Source organism: Liquorilactobacillus nagelii DSM 13675, from assembly GCF_019444005.1.
Classification (GTDB): Bacteria; Bacillota; Bacilli; order Lactobacillales; family Lactobacillaceae; genus Liquorilactobacillus; species Liquorilactobacillus nagelii.
This window is the reverse complement of record NZ_CP049304.1, coordinates 1,629,385-1,652,903: the sequence shown is the minus strand read 5'-3', so window position 1 is coordinate 1,652,903 and position 23,519 is coordinate 1,629,385. Positions and strand designations below refer to the sequence as shown.

General features: G+C 39.7%; 17 protein-coding genes, 3 rRNA genes and 1 other annotated feature (1 of these 21 running past the window's edge). Of the genes, 17 read left to right on the top strand and 3 right to left on the bottom strand.

The window, feature by feature from the left end; genetic code table 11:
• Positions 1-17: a binding site (T-box leader), on the top strand (it extends 172 nt beyond the left edge of the window).
• Between the two features lie 50 nt (positions 18-67).
• From tyrS to rrf, 4 genes are all read left to right on the top strand, one after another.
• Positions 68-1,318: a tyrosine--tRNA ligase gene (gene tyrS, locus G6O73_RS08375; protein ID WP_083478478.1), complete on the top strand. Its 1,251-nt coding sequence runs from the start codon at positions 68-70 to the stop codon at positions 1,316-1,318.
• A 404-nt stretch (positions 1,319-1,722) separates the two neighbouring features.
• A 16S ribosomal RNA gene (locus G6O73_RS08370) occupies positions 1,723-3,282 on the top strand.
• 188 nt (positions 3,283-3,470) lie between these two features.
• Positions 3,471-6,387, top strand: a 23S ribosomal RNA gene (locus tag G6O73_RS08365).
• Positions 6,388-6,466: 79 nt separating this feature from the next.
• A 5S ribosomal RNA gene (rrf, locus tag G6O73_RS08360) occupies positions 6,467-6,583 on the top strand.
• Together the 16S, 23S and 5S rRNA genes form the textbook arrangement of a ribosomal RNA operon.
• 361 nt (positions 6,584-6,944) lie before the next feature.
• Here rrf and G6O73_RS08355 read toward each other — a convergent pair.
• Positions 6,945-7,694, bottom strand: a complete 750-nt coding sequence (locus G6O73_RS08355; RefSeq protein WP_057885651.1) for a type 2 periplasmic-binding domain-containing protein — start codon at positions 7,692-7,694, stop codon at positions 6,945-6,947.
• Positions 7,695-7,768: 74 nt separating this feature from the next.
• Here G6O73_RS08355 and G6O73_RS08350 point away from each other — a divergent pair, with 74 nt between their 5' ends.
• From G6O73_RS08350 to ispE, 9 genes are all read left to right on the top strand, one after another.
• On the top strand, positions 7,769-9,040 hold the full coding sequence (locus G6O73_RS08350) for a hydroxymethylglutaryl-CoA reductase, degradative (RefSeq protein WP_057885652.1): 1,272 nt from the start codon (positions 7,769-7,771) through the stop codon (positions 9,038-9,040).
• 1 nt (position 9,041) lies between these two features.
• Positions 9,042-9,992: a hypothetical protein gene (locus G6O73_RS08345; protein ID WP_057885653.1), complete on the top strand. Its 951-nt coding sequence runs from the start codon at positions 9,042-9,044 to the stop codon at positions 9,990-9,992.
• Positions 9,993-10,026: 34 nt separating this feature from the next.
• A complete protein-coding gene (locus G6O73_RS08340; RefSeq protein WP_057885654.1) occupies positions 10,027-10,722 on the top strand; it encodes an NAD-dependent protein deacylase in 696 nt (231 codons plus the stop codon).
• Positions 10,723-10,818: 96 nt separating this feature from the next.
• Positions 10,819-12,831, top strand: a complete 2,013-nt coding sequence (gene metG, locus G6O73_RS08335) for a methionine--tRNA ligase (RefSeq protein WP_057885655.1) — start codon at positions 10,819-10,821, stop codon at positions 12,829-12,831.
• Between the two features lie 80 nt (positions 12,832-12,911).
• On the top strand, positions 12,912-13,676 hold the full coding sequence (locus G6O73_RS08330) for a TatD family hydrolase (RefSeq protein WP_057885710.1): 765 nt from the start codon (positions 12,912-12,914) through the stop codon (positions 13,674-13,676).
• A gap of 3 nt (positions 13,677-13,679) precedes the next feature.
• Entirely contained in the window at positions 13,680-14,252 is a 573-nt protein-coding gene (gene rnmV / locus G6O73_RS08325; RefSeq protein ID WP_057885656.1) for a ribonuclease M5, read from the top strand.
• The gene (gene rsmA / locus G6O73_RS08320) at positions 14,242-15,132 is read left to right on the top strand and encodes a 16S rRNA (adenine(1518)-N(6)/adenine(1519)-N(6))-dimethyltransferase RsmA (protein ID WP_057885657.1); all 891 of its coding nucleotides are present in this window, start codon (positions 14,242-14,244) and stop codon (positions 15,130-15,132) included. Before rnmV ends, rsmA begins: the two co-directional genes overlap by 11 nt.
• Positions 15,133-15,223: 91 nt before the next feature.
• On the top strand, positions 15,224-15,460 hold the full coding sequence (locus G6O73_RS08315; protein ID WP_057885658.1) for a Veg family protein: 237 nt from the start codon (positions 15,224-15,226) through the stop codon (positions 15,458-15,460).
• Between the two features lie 131 nt (positions 15,461-15,591).
• The gene (gene ispE, locus G6O73_RS08310; protein ID WP_057885659.1) at positions 15,592-16,467 is read left to right on the top strand and encodes a 4-(cytidine 5'-diphospho)-2-C-methyl-D-erythritol kinase; all 876 of its coding nucleotides are present in this window, start codon (positions 15,592-15,594) and stop codon (positions 16,465-16,467) included.
• A 77-nt stretch (positions 16,468-16,544) separates the two neighbouring features.
• Here the strand turns inward: ispE and argH are convergent, their stop codons facing one another.
• Both argH and G6O73_RS08300 read right to left on the bottom strand, forming a co-directional pair.
• Complete coding sequence (argH, locus tag G6O73_RS08305) at positions 16,545-17,939, bottom strand: argininosuccinate lyase (RefSeq protein ID WP_057885660.1); 1,395 nt, start codon at positions 17,937-17,939, stop codon at positions 16,545-16,547.
• On the bottom strand, positions 17,936-19,168 hold the full coding sequence (locus tag G6O73_RS08300) for an argininosuccinate synthase (protein WP_057885661.1): 1,233 nt from the start codon (positions 19,166-19,168) through the stop codon (positions 17,936-17,938). The genes argH and G6O73_RS08300 overlap by 4 nt, the downstream gene beginning before the upstream one ends.
• 494 nt (positions 19,169-19,662) lie before the next feature.
• Here G6O73_RS08300 and G6O73_RS08295 point away from each other — a divergent pair, with 494 nt between their 5' ends.
• The 4 genes from G6O73_RS08295 to purR all read left to right on the top strand — a co-directional run bounded on the left by G6O73_RS08295 (position 19,663) and on the right by purR (position 23,421).
• Entirely contained in the window at positions 19,663-20,841 is a 1,179-nt protein-coding gene (locus G6O73_RS08295) for an aminotransferase class I/II-fold pyridoxal phosphate-dependent enzyme (protein WP_057885662.1), read from the top strand.
• Positions 20,842-20,855: 14 nt separating this feature from the next.
• Positions 20,856-21,845, top strand: coding sequence for a D-2-hydroxyacid dehydrogenase (locus G6O73_RS08290; RefSeq protein ID WP_057885663.1), 990 nt, complete (start codon positions 20,856-20,858; stop codon positions 21,843-21,845).
• Positions 21,846-21,877: 32 nt separating this feature from the next.
• On the top strand, positions 21,878-22,360 hold the full coding sequence (locus G6O73_RS08285; RefSeq protein ID WP_057885664.1) for a PTS sugar transporter subunit IIC: 483 nt from the start codon (positions 21,878-21,880) through the stop codon (positions 22,358-22,360).
• Between the two features lie 221 nt (positions 22,361-22,581).
• Positions 22,582-23,421 (top strand): pur operon repressor, encoded by an 840-nt coding sequence (purR, locus tag G6O73_RS08280; protein WP_057885665.1) that lies wholly within the window; start codon positions 22,582-22,584, stop codon positions 23,419-23,421.
• Positions 23,422-23,519 lie beyond the last annotated feature (98 nt).

Sequence of the window (23,519 nt, the reverse complement as noted above, 5' to 3'; positions counted from 1 at the left end):
AATATTTCGTCCCTAGAATCTTCATTAATGAGGATTTTAGGGATTTTTTATTTTAGGAGGAAAACTATTGGATATTATTAAAGAATTAAAATGGCGTGGAGCAATTAATCAGATGTCTGATGAGGAAGGATTGCGACGAGCTTTATCTGACAAATCAGTAGGGCTTTATTGTGGAGTTGACCCGACAGGAGACAGCCTGCATATTGGACATCTAATCCCCTTTATGATGCTTAAGAGGTTCCAAATGGCTGGACATCGAGCACATATTTTAATTGGTGGCGGTACTGGTTCAATTGGTGATCCATCTGGGAAAAAGGCAGAACGGGTTCTACAGACAATGGAGCAAGTCCATCACAATGAACGCTGCCAAACAGAACAAATGCAAAAATTATTTGGCAAAGATAACATTACTGTTGTCAATAACTACGATTGGTTGTCAAAATTAGATTTGCTAGGTTTTTTGCGTGATTATGGAAAATTATTCAATATTAATACTATGCTAAACAAAGAAGTAATTTCCAGTCGTTTAGAGGTCGGAATTTCCTTTACAGAGTTCACTTACCAAATTTTGCAGTCATTAGATTTTTATCATCTTTATAAGCATAATGATGTTCAATTGCAAATTGGCGGTGCCGATCAATGGGGAAATATTACTGCAGGAATTGATATGATTCATAAATTAGAAGGAAATAAGGCACAAGTTTTTGCATTAACAGTTCCGTTAATGCTTAAAGCTGATGGAACCAAATTTGGTAAAACTGCTGGTGGGGCAGTTTGGCTTGATGCAAAAAAGACGACACCATATGAATTTTATCAATTCTGGTTAAACCAAGATGATCGAGATGTCATTAAATATCTTAAATTCTTCACTTTCTTAGATCAGACGGAAATTGCAGAATTAGCTGAAAAAGTTAAGACTCAGCCAGAAAAACGCGAAGCTCAACGAAGATTGGCTGAAGAAGTTACAGAATTTGTTCATGGTAAAGAAGCTGTCAAGCAGGCGGAAAGGATTTCTAAAGCGTTATTTTCCGGAGATGTAAAGCAGTTAACGGCGGTAGAGATAGAACAAGGATTTAAGAAAATGCCGACAGTGGTTGTTACAGCTGCGAAAAAAAATATTGTTGATTGGTTGGTTGAAACTGAGATTGAAAAATCAAAGCGACAAGCTCGCGAGGATATCACTAATGGAGCGATTTATATAAATGGTGAACGGACTCAAGATCTGGAATTTGAAATTGATCCAACTGCTAGTTTTGATGGCAAATTTGTGATTGTAAGACGTGGCAAAAAGAAATACTTCTTAGCAGAAGTTAAATAGAACTTAAAAACAGCAAGCTTGTTGTCAAAGATACGACAGCTATGCTGTTTTTTTATTAAAAGCTTAGCAAAAGATTCAAACTTAAAAATGATGCTATTTATTTTTTTGAATAGTTAATGGAAATCCAATTGAAAAAAACAAAAAAAGAGCTTGACGAAAAGTAACCAGCATTGTATTATTAAATATGTTGCCGCTGAGCAATCGAGCTTTTAAAAAATAAAAACTTCAAATTAGTTCTTGACTGATTATGAATTATGTTATACACTTTAAAAGTTGCGTTATTAAAACAGTAGACCTTTGAAAACTGAACAAAGTTTCGATAAAGCAAATGTGCAGGGCCTTGCGAAAGCAAGGACAAAATTTGCGAAGTCAATTCGCTAGTAATAAAAATGAGTCACAAACTTTAAAATGAGAGTTTGATCCTGGCTCAGGACGAACGCTGGCGGCGTGCCTAATACATGCAAGTCGAACGAAGTTGTTTTAACTGGTGCTTGCACCGACTTAAACAACTGAGTGGCGAACGGGTGAGTAACACGTGGGTAACCTGCCCCAAAGCGGGGGATAACATTTGGAAACAGATGCTAATACCGCATAACCACAGAAACCACATGGTTTCTGTGTCAAAGATGGTTTCGGCTATCACTTTGGGATGGACCCGCGGCGTATTAGCTAGTTGGTAAGGTAATGGCTTACCAAGGCAATGATACGTAGCCGAACTGAGAGGTTGATCGGCCACATTGGGACTGAGACACGGCCCAAACTCCTACGGGAGGCAGCAGTAGGGAATCTTCCACAATGGACGAAAGTCTGATGGAGCAACGCCGCGTGAGTGAAGAAGGTTTTCGGATCGTAAAACTCTGTTGTCAGAGAAGAACGTGTGCGAGAGTAACTGCTCGTGCAGTGACGGTATCTGGCCAGAAAGCCACGGCTAACTACGTGCCAGCAGCCGCGGTAATACGTAGGTGGCAAGCGTTGTCCGGATTTATTGGGCGTAAAGGGAACGCAGGCGGTCTTTTAAGTCTGATGTGAAAGCCTTCGGCTTAACCGAAGTCGTGCATTGGAAACTGGGAGACTTGAGTGCAGAAGAGGAGAGTGGAACTCCATGTGTAGCGGTGAAATGCGTAGATATATGGAAGAACACCAGTGGCGAAAGCGGCTCTCTGGTCTGTAACTGACGCTGAGGTTCGAAAGCGTGGGTAGCAAACAGGATTAGATACCCTGGTAGTCCACGCTGTAAACGATGAATGCTAAGTGTTGGAGGGTTTCCGCCCTTCAGTGCCGCAGCAAACGCATTAAGCATTCCGCCTGGGGAGTACGACCGCAAGGTTGAAACTCAAAGGAATTGACGGGGGCCCGCACAAGCGGTGGAGCATGTGGTTTAATTCGAAGCAACGCGAAGAACCTTACCAGGTCTTGACATCTTCTGATAGCCTAAGAGATTAGGTGTTCCCTTCGGGGACAGAATGACAGGTGGTGCATGGTTGTCGTCAGCTCGTGTCGTGAGATGTTGGGTTAAGTCCCGCAACGAGCGCAACCCTTATTGTCAGTTGCCAGCATTAAGTTGGGCACTCTGGCAAGACTGCCGGTGACAAACCGGAGGAAGGTGGGGATGACGTCAAATCATCATGCCCCTTATGACCTGGGCTACACACGTGCTACAATGGACGATACAACGAGTCGCTAGACCGCGAGGTTAAGCTAATCTCTGAAAGTCGTTCTCAGTTCGGATTGCAGGCTGCAACTCGCCTGCATGAAGTCGGAATCGCTAGTAATCGCGGATCAGCATGCCGCGGTGAATACGTTCCCGGGCCTTGTACACACCGCCCGTCACACCATGAGAGTTTGTAACACCCAAAGCCGGTGGGGTAACCAATAGGAGCCAGCCGTCTAAGGTGGGACAGATGATTGGGGTGAAGTCGTAACAAGGTAGCCGTAGGAGAACCTGCGGCTGGATCACCTCCTTTCTAAGGATAGAAACGGAACCTGCACAAGCACGAAACTTTGTTTAGTTTTGAGAGGTTTACTCTCAAACTTGTTCTTTGAAAACCAGATAATATCTTTTTTATTAAACCGAGAACACCGCGTATTAAAAGAGTTTTGAACAAGAAGTTCTTGACGCAAACTCATAACCGTTTTACCGCAGGTAAAACAAGGTTAAGTTAATAAGGGCGCATGGTGGATGCCTTGGCACTAGGAGCTGATGAAGGACGGGACTAACACCGATATGCTCCGGGGAGTTGTAAGTAAGCTGTGATCCGGAGATTTCCGAATGGGGCAACCCAATAGCTGTAATGAGCTATTACTGCTAGTTGAATACATAGACTAGTTAGAAGCAAACGCAGGGAACTGAAACATCTAAGTACCTGCAGGAAGATAAAGAAAACTCGATTCCCCCAGTAGCGGCGAGCGAAGCGGGAAGAGCCCAAACTAGAAAGCTTGCTTTCTAGGGTTGTAGGACTGAACATTTGAGTTAACAAAGAAAACGATAGTCGAATGATCTGGGAAGGTCAGCAAAATAAGGTGAGAGCCCCGTAGACAAAATCGTTTTCCCTCAGTTCAGGATCCTGAGTACGGCGGAACACGTGAAATTCCGTCGGAATCCGGGAGGACCATCTCCCAAGGCTAAATACTACCTAGTGACCGATAGTGAACCAGTACCGTGAGGGAAAGGTGAAAAGCACCCCGGAAGGGGAGTGAAATAGTTCCTGAAACCATGTGCCTACAAGTAGTTAGAGCCCGTTAACGGGTGATAGCGTGCCTTTTGTAGAATGAACCGGCGAGTTACGTTTGTATGCAAGGTTAAGTCGTAAATGACGGAGCCGTAGCGAAAGCGAGTCTGAAGAGGGCGAATTAGTATGCAGACGTAGACCCGAAACCAGGTGACCTACCCATGTCCAGGTTGAAGGTGTGGTAAAACGCACTGGAGGACCGAACTCGTGTATGTTGAAAAATGCTGAGATGAGATGTGGGTAGCGGAGAAATTCCAAACGAACTTGGAGATAGCTGGTTCTCTCCGAAATAGCTTTAGGGCTAGCCTCGAAGTTAGGATAATGGAGGTAGAGCACTGTTTGAACTAGGGGCCCGTCTTGGGTTACTGAATTCAGATAAACTCCGAATGCCATATATTTATCTTCGGGAGTCAGACTGCGAGTGATAAGATCCGTAGTCGAAAGGGAAACAGCCCAGACCACCAATTAAGGTCCCTAAATATATGTTAAGTGGAAAAGGATGTGGAATTGCACAGACAACTAGGATGTTGGCTCAGAAGCAGCCACCATTTAAAGAGTGCGTAATAGCTCACTAGTCGAGTGATCCTGCGCCGAAAATGTACCGGGGCTAAACATATTACCGAAATTGTGGATGCAACCGTAAGGTTGCGTGGTAGGAGAGCGTTCTAAGGGCGGAGAAGCTGGATCGTAAGGACCAGTGGAGCGCTTAGAAGTGAGAATGCCGGTATGAGTAGCGCAAGACAGGTGAGAATCCTGTCCACCGAATGACTAAGGTTTCCTGGGGAAGGCTCGTCCACCCAGGGTTAGTCGGGACCTAAGCTGAGGCCGCAAGGCGTAGGCGATGGATAACAGGTTGAGATTCCTGTACCAGCAATGATTGTTTGAGCAATGGAGGGACGCAGGAGGCTAAGCACGCACACTGTTGGAGGTGTGTTCAAGCAACAAGTCTGTTAGTGAGTAAAATGCTTGCTGACATAAGGACAAGTTGTGATGAGTAGCGAAATTTAAGTAGTGAAGGTGCTGATGTCACACTGCCGAGAAAAGCTTCTAGTGAGATCAAAGCTGCCCGTACCGCAAACCGACACAGGTAGTCGAGGAGAGAATCCTCAGGTGAGCGAGAGAACTCTCGTTAAGGAACTCGGCAAAATGACCCCGTAACTTCGGGAGAAGGGGTGCTGAGCGTAAGCTCAGCCGCAGTGAAAAGGCCCAGGCGACTGTTTATCAAAAACACAGGTTTCTGCAAAATCGTAAGATGACGTATAGGGGCTGACGCCTGCCCGGTGCTGGAAGGTTAAGAGGATGGGTTAGCTTCGGCGAAGCTCAGAATTGAAGCCCCAGTAAACGGCGGCCGTAACTATAACGGTCCTAAGGTAGCGAAATTCCTTGTCGGGTAAGTTCCGACCCGCACGAAAGGCGTAACGATCTGGGCACTGTCTCGACGAGAGACTCGGTGAAATTATAATACCCGTGAAGATGCGGGTTACCCGCGACAGGACGGAAAGACCCCATGGAGCTTTACTGTAGCTTGATATTGGGTGTTTGTACAACTTGTACAGGATAGGTAGGAGCCATAGAAGCCGGAACGCTAGTTTCGGCAGAGGCATTGGTGGGATACTACCCTCGTTGTATGAACACTCTAACCCTCGCCAATAAACTTGGCGGGAGACAGTGTCAGGTGGGCAGTTTGACTGGGGCGGTCGCCTCCTAAAAGGTAACGGAGGCGCCCAAAGGTTCCCTCAGAATGGTTGGAAATCATTCGCAGAGTGTAAAGGCACAAGGGAGCTTGACTGCGAGACAGACAAGTCGAGCAGGGACGAAAGTCGGGCTTAGTGATCCGGTGGTTCCGAATGGAAGGGCCATCGCTCAACGGATAAAAGCTACCCTGGGGATAACAGGCTTATCTCCCCCAAGAGTCCACATCGACGGGGAGGTTTGGCACCTCGATGTCGGCTCATCGCATCCTGGGGCTGTAGTCGGTCCCAAGGGTTGGGCTGTTCGCCCATTAAAGCGGTACGCGAGCTGGGTTCAGAACGTCGTGAGACAGTTCGGTCCCTATCCGTCGCGGGCGTAGGAAATTTGAGAGGAGCTGTCCTTAGTACGAGAGGACCGGGATGGACACACCGCTGGTGTACCAGTTGTTCTGCCAAGAGCATAGCTGGGTAGCTAAGTGTGGATGAGATAAACGCTGAAAGCATCTAAGTGCGAAACTCACCTCAAGATAAGATTTCCCATTCTTTAGAGAAATAAGGTTCCTGAGAGAAGATCAGGTAGATAGGCTGGAAGTGGAAGTTCAGTGATGAATGGAGCGGACCAGTACTAATAAACCGAAGACTTAACCAAAGAAGAAGAACGGAGTTCGAGGGAAAAAGAGAAAGATATTAGCTGGTTTTGAGAGAACAAGATTTTCTCAAAAGAAGAGTGCGGTGGCGATAGCAAGAAGGATACACCTGTTCCCATGCCGAACACAGAAGTTAAGCTTCTTAACGCCGATAGTAGTTGGGGGATCGCCCCCTGTGAGGGTAGGAAGTTGCCGTGCTCATAGAAAAAGCAGTTGATGTGTAAAAGCATCAGCTGCTTTTTTCTATGAGCACGGCATGGGTGATAACTAGGCGGTGTAAGTCCGCTGTGGGTCATAGCAGTTGGAATATATAGTGGTATTGAGAATTTGTAACTTACTTAATCAGTTGCCTCCTACTTAATTGCACCTAAGAAAAAAATGGTATACAAATGAAAGACTAGTGATTTTCTAGTAAAACTAGGATAGGTCTGATACAATCTTTACATAAAAAAACTAAAAGACAATTAGTGACTACCAATATCTGATGAATGTAATTATAGGCGTTAGATGAGAAAGTTGATTTCAAAATTAAAAAATGTAGTGAAACATTTTTTATGCTTCATTCTTGAGTATAATCTTGAAAAAAATATTTCACTGATAAATTTGCTAATTGACCATCTAACTGCATTTTTTTAAACATGCGTTTAATTGTTGAATGGTATTTTTTTTCAACTAAAGCGCCGGTAACGCTAGCTGTCATAGGTGGGAAAGCGGTTCTTGTTTCAGTAGTATTCAAAAATTCTGGCTGCTGCTTGGTTAAATAGTTATATTCTAAATTGCTCATAATTCCAGCATGAATTTGAGATTTGTTAATGGCATTCAACAATTTAAGATCGCTGGAATATTTTTTTTGCTTAAGATTCAAAATGGTTAGATTGGTTGGTAAAACAGAATTTGCTATTCCAAGTTTGTGGTGATATGTAGTCAAGTCTTTAATTGGATGATTCCGATTAACTACTAAAGTATTCGGCAAAAAAAGATAATTAATTTTATTGGTTGTGGGTTGTTTACTAGCCAGTCCAAGTATTAGTTGCAATTGATGTTGTTTAAATTGCTTCTTTAAAGTAGAGGCAGAACCGGTTATAATTACAGTCTTTTTTTGGGGAATTTTTAATTTTTTTGCCAGTTGATAGTTAAATGAAAATTGTTGCTTTTGCGTATAGTTTTGCTGTTCATGAACAATACCGACCCTAAAAGGTAATTGCTTTTGCTGGTTGATTCTTGAAAAATTGAATAACAATAGCCAGCTGCTGCTAAGCAGTGCTAAAATTATAATTGAAATTGTAAGCATTTTTTTGTGATTGTGCATAACTGTAAATTCCTCCGAAAGCAGCTGTTAATTCTTTTTTAAGTATAGCAATAATTGATTAAGGATGTATAAAAATGACAAATTTAAGCAAGTTTTATCAAAAAACATGGCAACAACGCCTACAAGCCTTGATTGATCAGAAAATAATTTCTGATCAGCAACGAAAAATATTGCAATGTTCAGCAAGTGACCCAGAACTTGGAGATCAACAAATTGAAAATTATCTGACACATTATAATTTACCCGAGGGTCTGGCGCTTCATTATTTAATTAATGGCAAACGTTATTTAATTCCAATGGTAACAGAAGAACCATCAGTTATAGCTGCTAGTAGCCATGGAGCGGCTATTATTGAGAAGAGTGGCGGCTTCACAACAAAAGTTTCAGGCCATTTATTATGGGGGCAAATTGTTTTTGAGAAAGTATCTCAACCTGAAAAGTTGAAGAAAAATTTGGAAGAACAACAAGAAAAATTAATTTTAATTGCTAATCAGGCTCACCCATCCTTGCAAAAGCGCGGTGGTGGTGCCCGTCACTTGCGAGTTAGAATTTTAGCAGCAGATTTAGTTTCATTAGACTTAGCAATTGATACCCAAGAGGCAATGGGAGCCAACATGGTCAACTCAATGCTGGAGGCGGTCGCAAATTACTTAGGAACTCAGATCTCAGCACCAGTTTTATTGAGTGTTCTTAGCAACTTAGCAGATGAATCATTAGCCCAAGCTAGTTGTCGGATTCCAGTAGAATTTTTAACTAGACCGCAGTTAGCTGGACAGCAGGTTGCTGAGAAAATTGCGGTTGCTTCAAGATTGGCTCAGTTAGATCCTTATCGAGCAGCTACTCACAACAAAGGAATTATGAATGGGGTCGATGCAGTTGCAATTGCCATGGGTAATGATTGGCGAGCGATTGAAAGTGCAGCTCATGCTTTTGCAGTTAAAAGCGGTAGCTACCGTGGCTTAAGTCAGTGGCAACTTAATTCAGATAATTCTATTTTAGAAGGGAAAATAACTTTACCACTACCAGTAGCGGTTGTTGGTGGTTCAATTAAAATTGTACCACTAGTACAATTAAATCAGCAGTTAGCCAAAATAAATTCGGCTACACAATTAGCGGAAATCATTGCAAGTGTAGGCTTAGCTCAAAACTTAGCGGCTCTTCAGGCACTTGTTAGTGAGGGAATTCAACAAGGTCATATGCGATTGCAATTACGGGCAACGATTTTAGCTGCCGGTGCGCAACCAAACGAGGTTGCAACTATCTTAAAGCAAATGCAGCAAATGAAAAAAACGGATTTAACAACTGCCCAGTCTTTGTTAGCCAAAAAACATGAAAGTGAGCATTAAAATGACAGAAATAAAACTACAACCAGAAGTTCAATCTTTGTTAGACGCTACTGCCAAGAAAATTCATCAGCCAATTGTGATTGAACCAACAACTACGAAAGTTAATTTTTTGCGGCATGATCAAGCTGAACATTTTTTCCGTGATGGGAAAATGGTGATTGCATTAAAAAATAATCAAGCAGTTAATTTTCTGGTTTCTCATGAATTACTACATATTCAGCAATTCACTGAAAATTTACCACAGATTCAATTTAATTTAACAAGTGGTGATTTGAACCTAGATGATAAGTTTATGGCAACAGGGCTAGAATTGTACGATACAGTGATGCATTTACAAGTTTATGATCAGCAACGAAAATTGGGCTTTTTAAATCAAACAGTCGCTGAAATGTTTTTTAAAGGATTACTAGCGATTTTAGAGCCAGAAAAAAATCAAATTGATCAATGGATGGTTTTACGAACGATCAGTATTTTAGATGGATTGGTTTTCTTCCAAGGGGATCAACAAGTTACTGCAAAGCTCCAGCAACTGTATCCAGTTTCAACCCAAGCAGCTAAAGAAATGTATCAAAAATTAACCGCTAAGGAGTTACTAGCGCCGTTAGCAATTCGGCACGGTATTGTTAAATTGTTTCAACAGTTTGATCAAAATTTGACTAATTGGCATTTGCCGTCAATGAAGCTGAATCAATTCTTAACAGTCACACCAGTTTTAAGCAAACGACAACTTAAATTACAGTTGCGTCAGCTATTTGCACTTTACCATGTTGAATTCAAAGAAAGTTTGCATGACACTAAAGCGTATCTTGGAGTTTATCGTCAAGATGATCAAAACTCATTTGTTTTGCCGACGCCATCCACTCAAAAACCAGATGAATTTTTCAAAGAAATTTATCGCCTATCAGTGGGTGAATTCATGGAAAAATATGGTTTTGTCTATCAGGAAAGATGAAGAAATCATAAGGTTTTTGACAGGAGGCCAAAGTATGTCATTAACTACAGTTATCAAAAATGCAACAAAAATTGTTTTCCTAACAGGAGCAGGGGTTTCGACACCGTCAGGAATTCCAGATTATCGTTCTAAAGGCGGAATCTATGATAATGGGCAAGAACAGCCAGAGTATCTGTTAAGTAGAACTTGTCTAGAGCATGAACCGGAAAAGTTTTATCATTTTGTAACTACTCAGATGTATTACCCGCAGGCTCAACCCAATATTATCCATCAAAAAATGGCAGACATAACACAGAAAAAAGCAGCCTCAATTATTACGCAAAATGTTGATGGCTTGCATACTAAAGCTGGAGCGAAGAATGTAATTGAATTTCATGGCAGTCTATATCGAATTTATTGTCAGCATTGTCAGCAATTGGTTGACTACCAAACGTATTTGCAAAACATGTATCATCAAAGTTGCAGTGGAATTTTGCGTCCAGACATTGTGTTATATGGAGAATCAATCGCATCAGAAGTATTAGAAAAAGCTATTGCAGCAATTGCGACTGCAGATTTATTGCTGGTTTGCGGAACCTCTTTACGGGTTTATCCGTTTGCAGGCTTATTAGCTTATCGCCAGCCGCAGGCAAAATTAATTGCAGTTAATCGTGAAAAACTGGATTTACCAGTTGGGGCCGAGCAACTGAATATGGATGCCAGCACGGCATTTGCCCAATTGCAGATTTGAGTTTTTGTTCGATTGATCGTTAAAATATGCTATACTAACGGTAACTATCAAAATTGAAAATAATAAAGATTCACCGAGTGAAAGGACTTGACGTCGATGGCTTCACAGGAAACATTTTATATTACTACTCCGATTTATTATCCTTCAGGTAAATTGCATATTGGCAACTCATATACAACAATTGCTTGTGATGTAATGGCACGTTATAAACGCTTACAAGGATATGATGTTTTTTTCTTAACAGGGACCGATGAACACGGTTTGAAAATTGAAAAAAAAGCTGAAGAATTAGGGATGTCTCCCCAAGCATATGTTGATCAGATGGCTGACGGCATCAAGCAATTATGGAAATTACTGGAGATTTCTAATGATAAATTTATCCGAACAACTGATGATTATCATGAAAAGGCAATCCAAAAGATTTTTGAACATTTGCTAAAAAAAGGTGATATTTATTTAGGTGAATATCAAGGCTGGTACTCAGTTTCTGATGAAGAATATTTTACTGAATCACAATTGGCAGAAGTCTATCGTGATGAACAAGGCAAGGTTGTCGGTGGTAAAGCACCTTCTGGCCATGAAGTTGAGCTTGTGCGAGAAGAATGCTACTTTTTCAAAATGAGCAAATACGCTGATCGCTTAGTTAAATATTATCAAGCACATCCTGATTTTATTATTCCGGCAACCCGGAAAAATGAAATGTTGAATAATTTTATCAAACCAGGTTTGGAAGATCTGGCAATTACTCGAACAACTTTTAATTGGGGTGTTAAAGTTCCTAGCAATCCCAAACATGTCGTTTATGTTTGGATTGATGCTTTATGCAACTATATTACAGCGCTAGGCTACGGTACCGATAATGACAGTCTGTTTAAGAAGTATTGGCCCGCTGATATCCATATGGTCGGCAAAGAGATTGTTCGTTTCCATACGATTTATTGGCCAATTATTTTAATGGCACTAGATTTACCATTACCAAAACATGTAATCGGTCATGGCTGGTTATTAATGAAAGATGGCAAGATGTCAAAATCAAAGGGAAATGTTGTTTATCCAGAAATGTTGGTTGAACGTTATGGCTTAGATGCATTACGCTATTATTTAATGCGGGCTGTGCCTTTTGGTAATGATGGTGTCTTTACACCGGAAGATTTTGTTGGCCGAGTTAACTATGATTTAGCCAATGATTTAGGCAACTTACTTAATCGGACAGTAGCAATGATTAATAAGTACACAAATGGCGTAGTGCCAACCTTAAGCCAAAAAACAGACTTTGACCAAGCTTTAGAGCAATCTGCTGTAAATGTAATTGAAAAATATCAACAGGAAATGGATCAGGTTCATTTTTCAAATGCACTAGAAGCAGTTTGGCAACTTGTTAGTCGAACTAATAAATACATTGACGAAACAGAGCCTTGGCGTTTGGCCAAAGATCCGGCGAAAAAATCATTGCTTGATAGTGTTTTAGCTCATTTGACAGCCAGTTTGCGAGTAATTGCAGTTTTATTGCAACCAGTGATGACTCATGCTCCTAAAGAAATCTTTGCTCAGTTAGGCATCAGCGGAACTGAGAGTAGTATTGCCAAATTAAATTATGCAGACTTACCACTTAATGCAAAAGTTGCTGCTAAGCCAACACCGATTTTCCCACGATTAGATGTCGAGCAAGAAGTTGACTATATAAAATCGAAAATGACGAAAAATGAAAAAGTTAAGGGCCGAAAAGCGATGGCTGAAGCAAAAGAAAAAGCGGTTGAACAGACACTAAAGATCAACAAAAAAGAAATTCGGTTTGATAAGTTTGATAAAGTTGAAATGCGTGTGGCGGAAATCTTAAAGGTTGAGCATGTTACTGGCGCTGATAAATTGTTAAAATTTACGTTAGATGCTGGTGATCCGGTTTCACGGCAAATCTTATCTGGAATTGCTCACTGGTATCCACAACCAGCTGAATTAGTTGGAAAAAAAGTTATTGTTGTGGCTAATTTGCAACCGCGGAAAATGCGTGGTGAAGTTAGCCAAGGAATGTTGTTATCAGCTGAGTATGGTGATCAGGTCGAATTAATTACGGTAAATCAAGCAATTCCAAATGGTTCACTGCTCAGCTAATCGAAGCTAAAAGATCTTTTCTCTGAGAAAGCTCAGAAAAAGATCTTTTATTATGAGTTAGGAGAAAAAGGATGTCAGAGCTGACAATTTTTGATTCACATACGCATATTAATGATCCAGCGTTTACCACTGATCTGCCGGACGTAATTAAGCGCGCTCACGCATGGGGTGTAAAAAAAATGCTGGTCTTAGCTGGGGATGGAGCTAGTTTTGGACGATTGCAGCAACTTTGGCAGTTAGATAATAACATTTATGGAGCGGCTGGTTGTCATCCGGAAGACGCCGTTCGGTTTAATACGACAGAGTTGGATGAATTGGCCCAGAAATTTAAATTTCCGCAGATGAAAGCTTTAGGGGAAATCGGGTTAGACTATCATTGCTCAGTTGAACCGAAAATCCAGCAAGAAGTTTTCCAACAACAATTAGAGTTAGCCCGCGAGTTAAATGTGCCAGTCAGTATTCATAATCGAGATGCCTTTGAAGATACTTATCGAATTCTCAAGGCTGCCCATGTTGGCGATTTCGGTGCAATTATGCATAGCTTCAATGGTGACACTTCATGGTCTAAAAAATTTTTAGACTTGGGAATGAATTTGTCATTTAGCGGCGTGGTGACTTTTAAAAATGCTGTTGAGGTAAGAGAAGCATTTTTAGCAACACCACTAGACCGAATTTTGGTTGAAACGGATGCGCCTTATCTAGCACCAGTGCCTTATCGCGGACAGCAGAATGAACCCGGATTTACCCGCCTAACGGTTGAATATTTGGCAGACTTACGTCAATTGTCAGTTGAAAAATTTGCAAAGCAGACTTATCAAAATACATTAAAAATATTAAGGATTTAAACTGTGAAAAAACTAAAAGAAGTAATTGTCGTTGAAGGTAAAGATGACACTAAGAGAATCAAACAAGCGGTTAATGCTGACACAATTGAAACTAACGGTTCAGCGATTAGCCCGGGAGTAATTGAACAAATTAAAATTTTGCAAGAAAAACGCGGTGTGATTGTTTTTACTGATCCAGATTTTTCCGGAGAAAAAATCCGTCAGATGATTTCACAACAAGTACCAGGGGTAAAACATGCTTTTTTAACCAAAGCTCAAGCTGTGCCGAAAGCTAAAGGAAGTTTGGGGGTTGAACATGCAGCACCAGAAGCAATTCAAGCAGCACTAGCTCATTTGTATACTGAAGCTCCAGCAGCCAAAGCACTTGTTTCGCGTGAGACCTTATGGCAGGCCGGACTATTATCGGGTCCTGGTGCTAAGGAAAAAAGAGCCAAATTAGGTGAAGTTCTGAAAATTGGTTATACCAATGGCAAGCGCTTGTACGAGCGGCTAAGCCTTTTTCAAATTAATCAGCAGCAACTGCAGCAAGCGTTAGAACAAATTAAACAATTGGAGGATAAAACTGATGGAAAGTAGACACCCAGCGATTGCTTCACCTACTAGAACTAAAGCAATTATGACGGCCTATGGGTTGAACTTTAAAAAAAGTTTAGGGCAGAACTTTTTGACCAATGAAACATTATTGCAACAAATGGTAGCTGTAGCTGAAATTTCGTTGGCTGATGATGTGATTGAGATTGGCCCTGGCATTGGAGCTTTAACTGAACAGTTAGCACAAAAGGCACATCAAGTGACTGCACTAGAAGTTGATCAACGTTTACTGCCCGTTTTGGCGGAAACTTTAGCTGACTATTCAAACATCAAAGTAATTGAACAAGATGTGTTGAAAGCCGACCTACCAGCTTTAATTGCAGATAGTTTTGATGGCCAACACCAATTAAAAGTTGTGGCTAATTTACCATATTACATTACTAGTCCGATTATTAAGTTTCTATTGCAACAACCAATTCCATTAAAAACAATGGTTGTAATGATGCAAAAAGAAGTTGCTGAGCGGTTAAGTGCAGTACCTAAAACTAAAGCCTATGGGGCGTTGTCAGTTCTTGTTCAATACCAATGTCAAGCTGAATTGGCAATAACTGTGCCAAAATCATTTTTTATACCGCAACCTCAAGTTGATTCGGCGATTGTCAAATTGGTAAAACGTGAAGAAGTTATATCTCCGGTAAATTCTTGGCCCTTATTTGTTAAGGTTGTTCAAGGATGTTTTGCTCATCGTCGAAAAAATTTAGGTAATAATTTATTGAGCATTGTAGGAAAACAGAAAATGAATAAAGAACAAGCTGCTGAATTTTTAGCTGAAATGAAATTATCAGCCAGAATGCGAGCAGAAGAGTTAACAGTAGGGCAATTTGTTGAGTTGACTAATCAGTTGCAAATAAAAGGGGTTCTTTAAAAATTTTCATTTGAATTATGATTGGTAGTTGTGGTATAATTGCAAACTCTGTGAAACTATGATAAGATTGTTTCACAGAGAGGTGAAAAAAATGCCGGTATCGATCGCTACGATCAAAAACAAATTAGATGATTACTTAGGGAAGCCACTGACCGTTGTTGTTCAAGCAGGTCGAAAGAAAACTGTTAGTCGCCATGGAATTTTGCGTGAAACTTATCCAGCGGTTTTTGTGATCGAATTAAATCAAGAAGAAAATGCCTTTGAGCGTGTTTCATATAGTTATACCGATATTTTGACTAAGAATATTCGGTTGGATTTCGAAGATTAATTAAACTGTTTGGTTGGTAGATAGCTGAGAGCTTACGCTAGGGGAGCGGAGCTTTTTTTTTGCAACAATTCTTTGTTTTAGTTAAGTGGTTTTTAGTATAATGAAAGAAACAACTTCAAGTAGGTGACTGAATGGAGATAATTGAAAAAGCCCCCGCTAAGCTGAACTTATTTTTAGATACGCCTTTTCGTCACCCTGATGGGGCACCTGAATGGCAAATGGTAATGACAGCAATTGATTTAGCGGATTATGTTAAAGTAACTCCGTATTTCAAGAATCAGCTGATTACAGTAGAAACTGATTTGGGATTTTTACCGCAAGATCAACGTAATTTAGCTTTTCAGGCGGCTAAAATATTGCAAAAAAGGTTTGCAATCAATCAAGGCGTTCAAATTAAAATCCGTAAAAAAATTCCAGTAGCAGCTGGAATGGGCGGCGGATCTGCAGATGCAGCGGCGGTGTTACGAGCACTTAACAAACTATGGAACTTAGAATTAAGTCGTGTTGAGTTAGCAAGAATTGGGTTGCTGATTGATTCTGACGTACCATTTTGTGTTTACAGCCAAACAGCAGCTGTTAGCGGAAAAGGTGAAATTATTGAGCCGCTGCCAGATTTACCACCGTTTTGGATTGTATTAGCTAAACCGCGCGCAAGTGTGTCAACGGCTGGAGTTTTGAAGAAGATTCCTTATAGTAAATTAGGACATGGTGATTATAATAAAATGCTTTTGGCGACAGCTAGTCAGGATCTGAAACAAATTTTACCAGTTATGACGAATGTTTTGGAAACAGTGACTCAGACTAATGTTCCAGAAATTTTACGATTAAAACATAAAATGATTGAGTTTGGCGCGCAGACCGCTCAAATGACGGGTAGTGGACCAACGGTTTTTGGAATCTGTGAACATTATTCACGTGCTCAGCATGTTTATAACAGTCTGAAAGGGTTTTGTGAGACGGTTCAACTAGTTCGGCCGTGTCACTTACATTGTGAATGTCGACGATAAAAATTAAAAAGAGGCAAAAGTAATTTAGATAATTACTTTTGCCTCTTTTTAATAGTTTGCAAAAAATTTGGTTAACTTTAGAAATTAGTTGTTTGTTCGAGTTCAGTTTTAGCGACAGCCAGCTGCTTTTTTATTTGTTCAAAACCGGTTCCGCCAGCGGAGTTCCGCCGCTCAACAGCAATTTTAGGCTTGAGCGCTTGATAAACATCGTTTTGAATTAATGGACTTTGTTGTTGCAGTTCATCTAAGGAAAAATCTTGTAAACTGCGATTTTCTTTGATGCCTTGTAATACTAATTCACCAACTAAACGATGAGCCTCTCGAAATGGTAGCCCCTTAGCAGCTAAATAATCAGCTAATTCGGTTGCATTTGAAAAATCATGTTCAGTTGCATGAGCCATGTTAGCTTTGTTCAAAGTTAAGGTAGCTAGCATACCATTGAAGACATTAAGACTTGGTAGGATGGTTTTAACGGTGTCAAAAGCTCCTTCTTTGTCTTCTTGTAGATCTTTATTATAAGCCAGCGGCAAGCCTTTTAAAGTTGTTAATAAGCCAAGCAAATGGCCATAAACCCGACCACTTTTTCCGCGAATTAGTTCTGCCATATCAGGATTTTTTTTCTGAGGCATAATTGAACTGCCAGTTGAGTAAGCATCACTTAAGCTAATATAATTAAATTCATAAGAGCACCAAAGAACAATTTCTTCACAGAAACGGGAGAGATGCATCATCAAAATTGCAGCATTGCTTAAAAATTCTAAAACGAAATCTCGATCGGAAACAGCATCTAAGGAGTTGGCATAGATTTCAGAGAACCCTAATAATTTAGCTGAATAGTCTCGATCAATTGGAAAGGTAGTTCCAGCCAAAGCTGCTGCGCCTAACGGTGATAAATTAATATGCTGTTGACTAAAGTCAAAACGTTCAGCGTCTCGTTTGAACATTTGATAGTACGCCAATAAATAGTGGGCGTAAGAAATTGGTTGAGCATGCTGTAAGTGAGTGTATCCGGGCATTAATGTTGTCACATTATCAGCAGCTTTAGCGACAATTGTTTGTTGTAATTGATGAAGAGCTTTTTGAATAAGCGGTAATCGATTTTTTAAGTACAAATGCAAATCAGTAGCCACTTGATCATTGCGGCTTCGAGCAGTATGCAATTTTCCCGCTACAGGACCTATTTGCTTAGTTAATAACATTTCAAGATTCATATGAATATCTTCATACTCAACATCAAAAGTCAATTTATTGTCTTTAAGCTGTTGCATTAAGTTCTTTAAACCTTGGCTGATTTTTGCAGCATCCTCAGTGGATAAGATTTTTGTATGTGCCAGCATTTGTACATGCGCCAAAGAACCTTGCAAATCTTCATAAGCCATCTGCTGATCAAAATTAATTGAAGCACCAAATTGTTCAGCTAATTGATCATTTTCGGCTGTAAAACGGCCTCCCCATGGTTTATCAACGCTCATAATTCCACACCTGTATTTTCAACCTTACCAGTTTGGTTTTTAGCTTGCACTTGAGCATAAACCTGAGTTGGCAATCCCCAGAGTTTGATAAACCCGGCAGCAGACTCTTGATCAAATTCATCAGCTGAAGTATAAGTCGCTAAGTTTTTGTCATAAAGAGAGTATGGTGACTTCCGTCCTTCACAAATGACATTGCCTTTAAATAACTTGATCCGAACAACACCAGTAACATTTTTTTGTGATTCTTTCAAAAATGCTTTTAGAGCCAGCATCAGTGGTGAAAACCAGAGACCATTATAAATTAATTCACTTAATTTTTGTTCAATAACTGGTTTGAAATGTGCTAAATCATGTTCACTAGTCAAATCTTCTAAATCTTTATGAGCTTTAATTAAGACAGTTGCCGCTGGGCATTCGTAAATTTCCCGAGATTTGATTCCGACCAACCGATTTTCAACATGATCAATCCGACCAATCCCATGTAAACCAGCTAACTTATCTAACTGCATAATTAGTTCAGCTAAAGGATATGAAGTGCCATTAATGGCAGTTGGAACTCCTTCCTTAAATTCTATTTCAACTATCGCTGGAGTATCTGGGGTATCTTCTAGCGGATTGGTCCGATCATAAGCATCCTCGGGTGCACTTGCCCAAGGATCTTCTAGGATCCCACATTCATTAGCTCTGCCCCAAAGATTTTCATCAATTGAATAAGGGCTGTCTAAATTGATAGGAACCGGAATATTATGTTCTTGAGCATACTCAATTTCTTCTTCCCGTGACCAATGCCATTCCCGAATTGGATCTTCAATTTTCATTTCAGGAGCTAATGCATGGATGCCAACTTCAAAACGAACTTGATCATTGCCCTTACCAGTACATCCATGAGCAATGGCTGTCGCACCATACTTTTTAGCAACCTCAACTAATTTTGTAACAATCAATGGCCGTGACAAAGCCGAAACTAATGGATATTTATTTTCATAATAAGTATGCCCTTGTAAAGCAACTAAAGCATAATCTTTGGCAAATTCTTCTTTAGCATCAATTGTTAAAGAAACACTAGCACCGACTGCAAGCCCTTTTTCTTCAACTTCCTCAAGATCTTTTCCTTCACCAACATCGATACAGCAAGCGATTACGTCATAGCCTTTGTCTTTTAACCAAGCAATCGAAACCGAAGTATCAAGTCCACCTGAATATGCTAAAACAACTTTTTCTTTTTCCATAAATGAGAACCTCCTGAAAGTTTTGCTTGGTAAAACAATAACACTTGTATACAAAAAATGCAATAATATTATAAAAATCATGCAAAAAAACTTGTTTTTAGAATTTTTATTCAAAATATAGTGGATATTCATGGCTGGATTACTAATTTGCTGTCGTGATTCAGGTTGACAAAAAATGGTTAATCAGTTAAATTAGATTTATTCAATTTTAAGGAGCTTCTAATTATGAAAAAGGTCAGTTTGCCTGCAGAATTGAATACTTATTTTTACTTTTGGTTTTTTCGCAAGTGTTTGTAGTCCAGTCTAGTTGGGGTGCAAACACGTAACAAGTGGTTTGCACCTGTGGAGAAGCTGAAAGCTATTTGGTGATGGAATCAAAGCCAAACCTGCACAGATGTTAAAATAATCTGACAGGCTTGGGTAATTAAAGTAAATTCGCTTAAGCCTGAAGAGGATTCTTCAGGCTTTTTATTTTAGAAAGGAAGTTGGTTTTAATGACATCATTAGCTAAAAGTATGAAAAAGGAATTATCATTGCTGCAACCATCAGATATTCGCAGTTTTGATGAGTTTGCTTCAAAAATACCTGGAATTATTAAATTTACCATGGGTGAACCGGATTTCAATACTCCAGAGCATATTAAACAAGCTGCAATCGCCAGTATTGCAGCTAACCAAACCCACTACGCTCCTTCCAATGGAACTTTGCAATTACGTCAAGCAGCAGCTAATTTTTTAGCTACTAAGTACCAACAAAATTATGATCCAGCTGATGAGATTATTATTACCAATGGAGCAACTGAGGCAATCTATACCGCACTAACCTCAGTTCTTAATCCTGGTGACAAGGTGATTATTCCGACACCAACTTTTCCACTATATATTGCGATTACAATTTTGAATCAAGCTGAGCCGATTTTGGTTGATACGAGTTCAACTGGTTTTAAATTAACTGCTGCACAGTTGCAAAAAACGCTAAGTGAACAAGGAGAAAGAGTTAAAGCAATTGTTTTAAACTATCCTTCTAATCCAACAGGGGTAACATACGATCAAGCTGAACTTGATGAGTTAGCAGCAGTGTTGCGTAACAAACCGATTTTTGCAATTTGTGATGAGATTTATAGTGAATTAAACTTTGATCAACCACACGCTTCACTAGCGACGGTTTTAAGAGAGCAAGCAATTTTGTTAAATGGAGTTTCTAAATCACATGCAATGACTGGCTGGCGAATTGGAATTTTGTGTGCTCCAAGAGAAATTACGGCCGAATTGAGCAAAGTTCATCAATTCACGATTACAACAACTTCAACTATGACTCAAGCAGCAGCAACTGAGGCATTGGCAAATGGTCAAGATGATTGTCAACCGATGAAAGAGGAGTATCAAAAGCGGCGGGACTATTTGATAGAAAAAATGAGTGAATGTGGTTTTACTTGTGCTAAACCGCAAGGAGCATTTTATTTATTTGCAAAGATTCCTGCTGGATTAATTCAAGATGATAAAAAGTTTATTTATGATTTAGCTGAAAAGGCTAAAGTAGCAGTTATTAGTGGCAGCAGTTTTGGCCCTGGTGGTGCTGGATATATTCGGATTAGTTATGCGGCTAGCATGGAGGATATTCAAGAAGCAATGCATCGGGTTAAACAGTATGTTAGTGAAAGATTAGGAAAATAAAAAGGAGAAAAACAATGAAAATTTTGATGTACAGTGTCCGTGATGATGAGCAGCCAGCAATTAAAAATTGGGCTGAAAAGCACCAAATTCAAGTTGATACAATTTCACAACCATTACATCTAGCAACAGCTCCACAAGTAAACGGCTATGATGGAATTGTTATCCAGCAACGAGCTAAAGTTGAAGCAGCAGTTTATCCAATTTTGTGTCAAGCTGGAATTAAACAAATTGCATCACGGACAGCTGGCTATGATGTGATTGATTTGGCTTTAGCCAAAGAGAATGGATTGAAAATTACAAATGTTCCGGCATATTCGCCACGCTCAGTTGCCGAATTAGCATTAACACATACTTTGCGTTTGCTTCGCAACTTAGAGCTATTTGATCAGCGCTCAGCTCAGCAGGATTTTCGCTGGGCAGGCTTGCAAGCAAAAGAAATTCATTCACTGACAGTTGGAATCATTGGTGCTGGACGAATTGGCGGAACAACTGCGCAACTTTTTAAAGCTTTGGGAGCAAAAGTAATTGCTTATGATTTAAAAGAACGCGCTGAATTGCGAGATACTTTAACGTATACTAGTAAAGAAAAATTATTACAGCAAGCAGATGTGATTTGTCTACATGTTGATTTAAATCCAACTAGTGAGAACCTAATTGATGAAGCTGCTTTTAAATTGATGAAGCCAACTGCCTATTTAGTTAATGAATGTCGTGGGCCAGTGGTTGACACCTCAGCTTTGATTAAAGCTCTTAAAGAGCAACGGATAGCAGGAGCAGCACTAGACACATTAACTGGGGAAGAAAAATTTTTTAATGTTGATTTAACAGCCCAAAAATTGCCAAGTCAAGCATTAATTGAACTTCGCTCGATGCCAAATGTAATCATTACACCACATATTGGTTTTTACACTAACATTGCTGTTCAAAACATGGTTGACATCAGTTTAGATGATACTTTGAAAATTTTAGAAGGTCAAAAGAGTCCTCATGAAATTACAGCTTAGCGATTGATCATAGACCGAAAGGCGGAAAGAAGATGACAGAAAAAATAACAGGTCGACAGTTCATAATGAATATTTTAAATGGGGTCAGTCTTGGAGTCGTGGTTGCTTTAATTCCATCGGCATTAGTTGGTCAATTAATGCAAGCTCTACAACCAATTTTCCCAGCTGCAACAACAATCCGCTTGATTACCAGTTTTGCGATGAGTATGTTGCCAGCAATAATGGGTCTTTGTGTTGGAATGCAATTTAAATTAAATCCAATTCAAACATCAGCAGTTGCTTTAGCGTCAATGATTGGTTCCGGGGTCCTTCATTTCGAAAAAAGTGGTTTTAATTTGCAAGGGACAGGCGATATCATTAATAGCGGGCTGACAATAGCTTTAGCGGTTGTTTTAGCGAGGCTGATTGGTAATAAATTGAAAAATTATACAATAACAGCTTGGAATTACTTAAATCAAGGATTAGAGGATTTACTTTTGTTAGTTATTTTATTTTTGATATTACCGGTTGTTTAGTAGTTTAAGAAATTTCTGAACTTTAATGATTTTTTTAAGTATTCTAACCGAATGTTAATCGTTAACATGGAAATAACATTGAAATTAAAATATTAGTAATAATTAATAATTAAAGGCGAACGTTAAAAGTGATTTACTGTGCAAAGACCGGAAAAAAAGCGTATAATGATTGCTAGATTAATTTAGCAACTATTTGAGATTTTTTAAGTGGAGGAGTTAGGTTGAAAATAAGAAGAAGTGATCGGTTGATCGATATGACAAGATATTTGTTAGAAAGGCCGCATACTTTAATATCATTAACTTTTTTTGCAAAACGGTATGAATCAGCTAAGTCATCAATTAGTGAAGATTTAGCAATTATTAAAAGAACTTTTAAATTTCGAGGCATTGGAATACTAGAGACAATTCCAGGAGCAGCTGGTGGTGCTAGATTTATTCCGTCAATGGATGAACAGGAAGCTCGTGATTTCATCCAGGTTATGACCGAACGTTTATCTGAAAAGGATCGACTGTTACCAGGTGGATATGTTTATCTGTCAGATTTGCTTGGCCGACCAGACGTTTTGCGTCAAGTTGGCCGGGTAATTGCACGACAATATCTTGATAAACAAATTGATGCAGTTATGACAGTGGCGACAAAGGGTGTTCCAATCGCTCAAAGCGTTTCTAGTTATTTAAATGTTCCGTTTGTAATTTTACGGCGTGATAGCAAAATTACTGAAGGTTCAACTGTTTCAGTTAATTATGTTTCAGGCTCAAGTGAACGGATTGAAAAAATGGAATTATCGAAACGGAGCTTAAAACGTGGTTCACACGTCTTAGTGGTGGATGATTTCATGAAGGGCGGCGGCACCGTCAATGGAATGAAAAGCATGATTGAGGAGTTTGAGTCAGAAATGGTTGGAATTACTGTTTTTGCTGAAGCTGCTTTTGAAGGTCATCGCATGGTTGATGATTATACATCATTATTAAAAGTCGATCAGGTAAATACGCTAGACAAGACGATTCATGTCAGTGCAGGTAATTATTTAGAAAAGGTTTTTGGCAAAGAAAACAAGTAATTATGGGTGCTGTCAGTAATTTTTTAAAATTTGAAATGGATTTAATTAAAGCTAAGGCAGAAACCGCCTAGTCTTAATTAGGTAGAGGAATGCCAAAA

Coding starts and splice junctions, on each gene's coding strand:
- G6O73_RS08355 (WP_057885651.1), bottom strand. CDS start 7,694: ATGCACAATCACAAAAAAATGCTTACAATTTCAATTATAATTTTAGCA.
- G6O73_RS08350 (WP_057885652.1), top strand. CDS start 7,769: ATGACAAATTTAAGCAAGTTTTATCAAAAAACATGGCAACAACGCCTA.
- G6O73_RS08345 (WP_057885653.1), top strand. CDS start 9,042: ATGACAGAAATAAAACTACAACCAGAAGTTCAATCTTTGTTAGACGCT.
- G6O73_RS08340 (WP_057885654.1), top strand. CDS start 10,027: ATGTCATTAACTACAGTTATCAAAAATGCAACAAAAATTGTTTTCCTA.
- metG (WP_057885655.1), top strand. CDS start 10,819: ATGGCTTCACAGGAAACATTTTATATTACTACTCCGATTTATTATCCT.
- rsmA (WP_057885657.1), top strand. CDS start 14,242: ATGGAAAGTAGACACCCAGCGATTGCTTCACCTACTAGAACTAAAGCA.
- G6O73_RS08315 (WP_057885658.1), top strand. CDS start 15,224: ATGCCGGTATCGATCGCTACGATCAAAAACAAATTAGATGATTACTTA.
- ispE (WP_057885659.1), top strand. CDS start 15,592: ATGGAGATAATTGAAAAAGCCCCCGCTAAGCTGAACTTATTTTTAGAT.
- argH (WP_057885660.1), bottom strand. CDS start 17,939: ATGAGCGTTGATAAACCATGGGGAGGCCGTTTTACAGCCGAAAATGAT.
- G6O73_RS08300 (WP_057885661.1), bottom strand. CDS start 19,168: ATGGAAAAAGAAAAAGTTGTTTTAGCATATTCAGGTGGACTTGATACT.
- G6O73_RS08295 (WP_057885662.1), top strand. CDS start 19,663: ATGACATCATTAGCTAAAAGTATGAAAAAGGAATTATCATTGCTGCAA.
- G6O73_RS08290 (WP_057885663.1), top strand. CDS start 20,856: ATGAAAATTTTGATGTACAGTGTCCGTGATGATGAGCAGCCAGCAATT.
- G6O73_RS08285 (WP_057885664.1), top strand. CDS start 21,878: ATGACAGAAAAAATAACAGGTCGACAGTTCATAATGAATATTTTAAAT.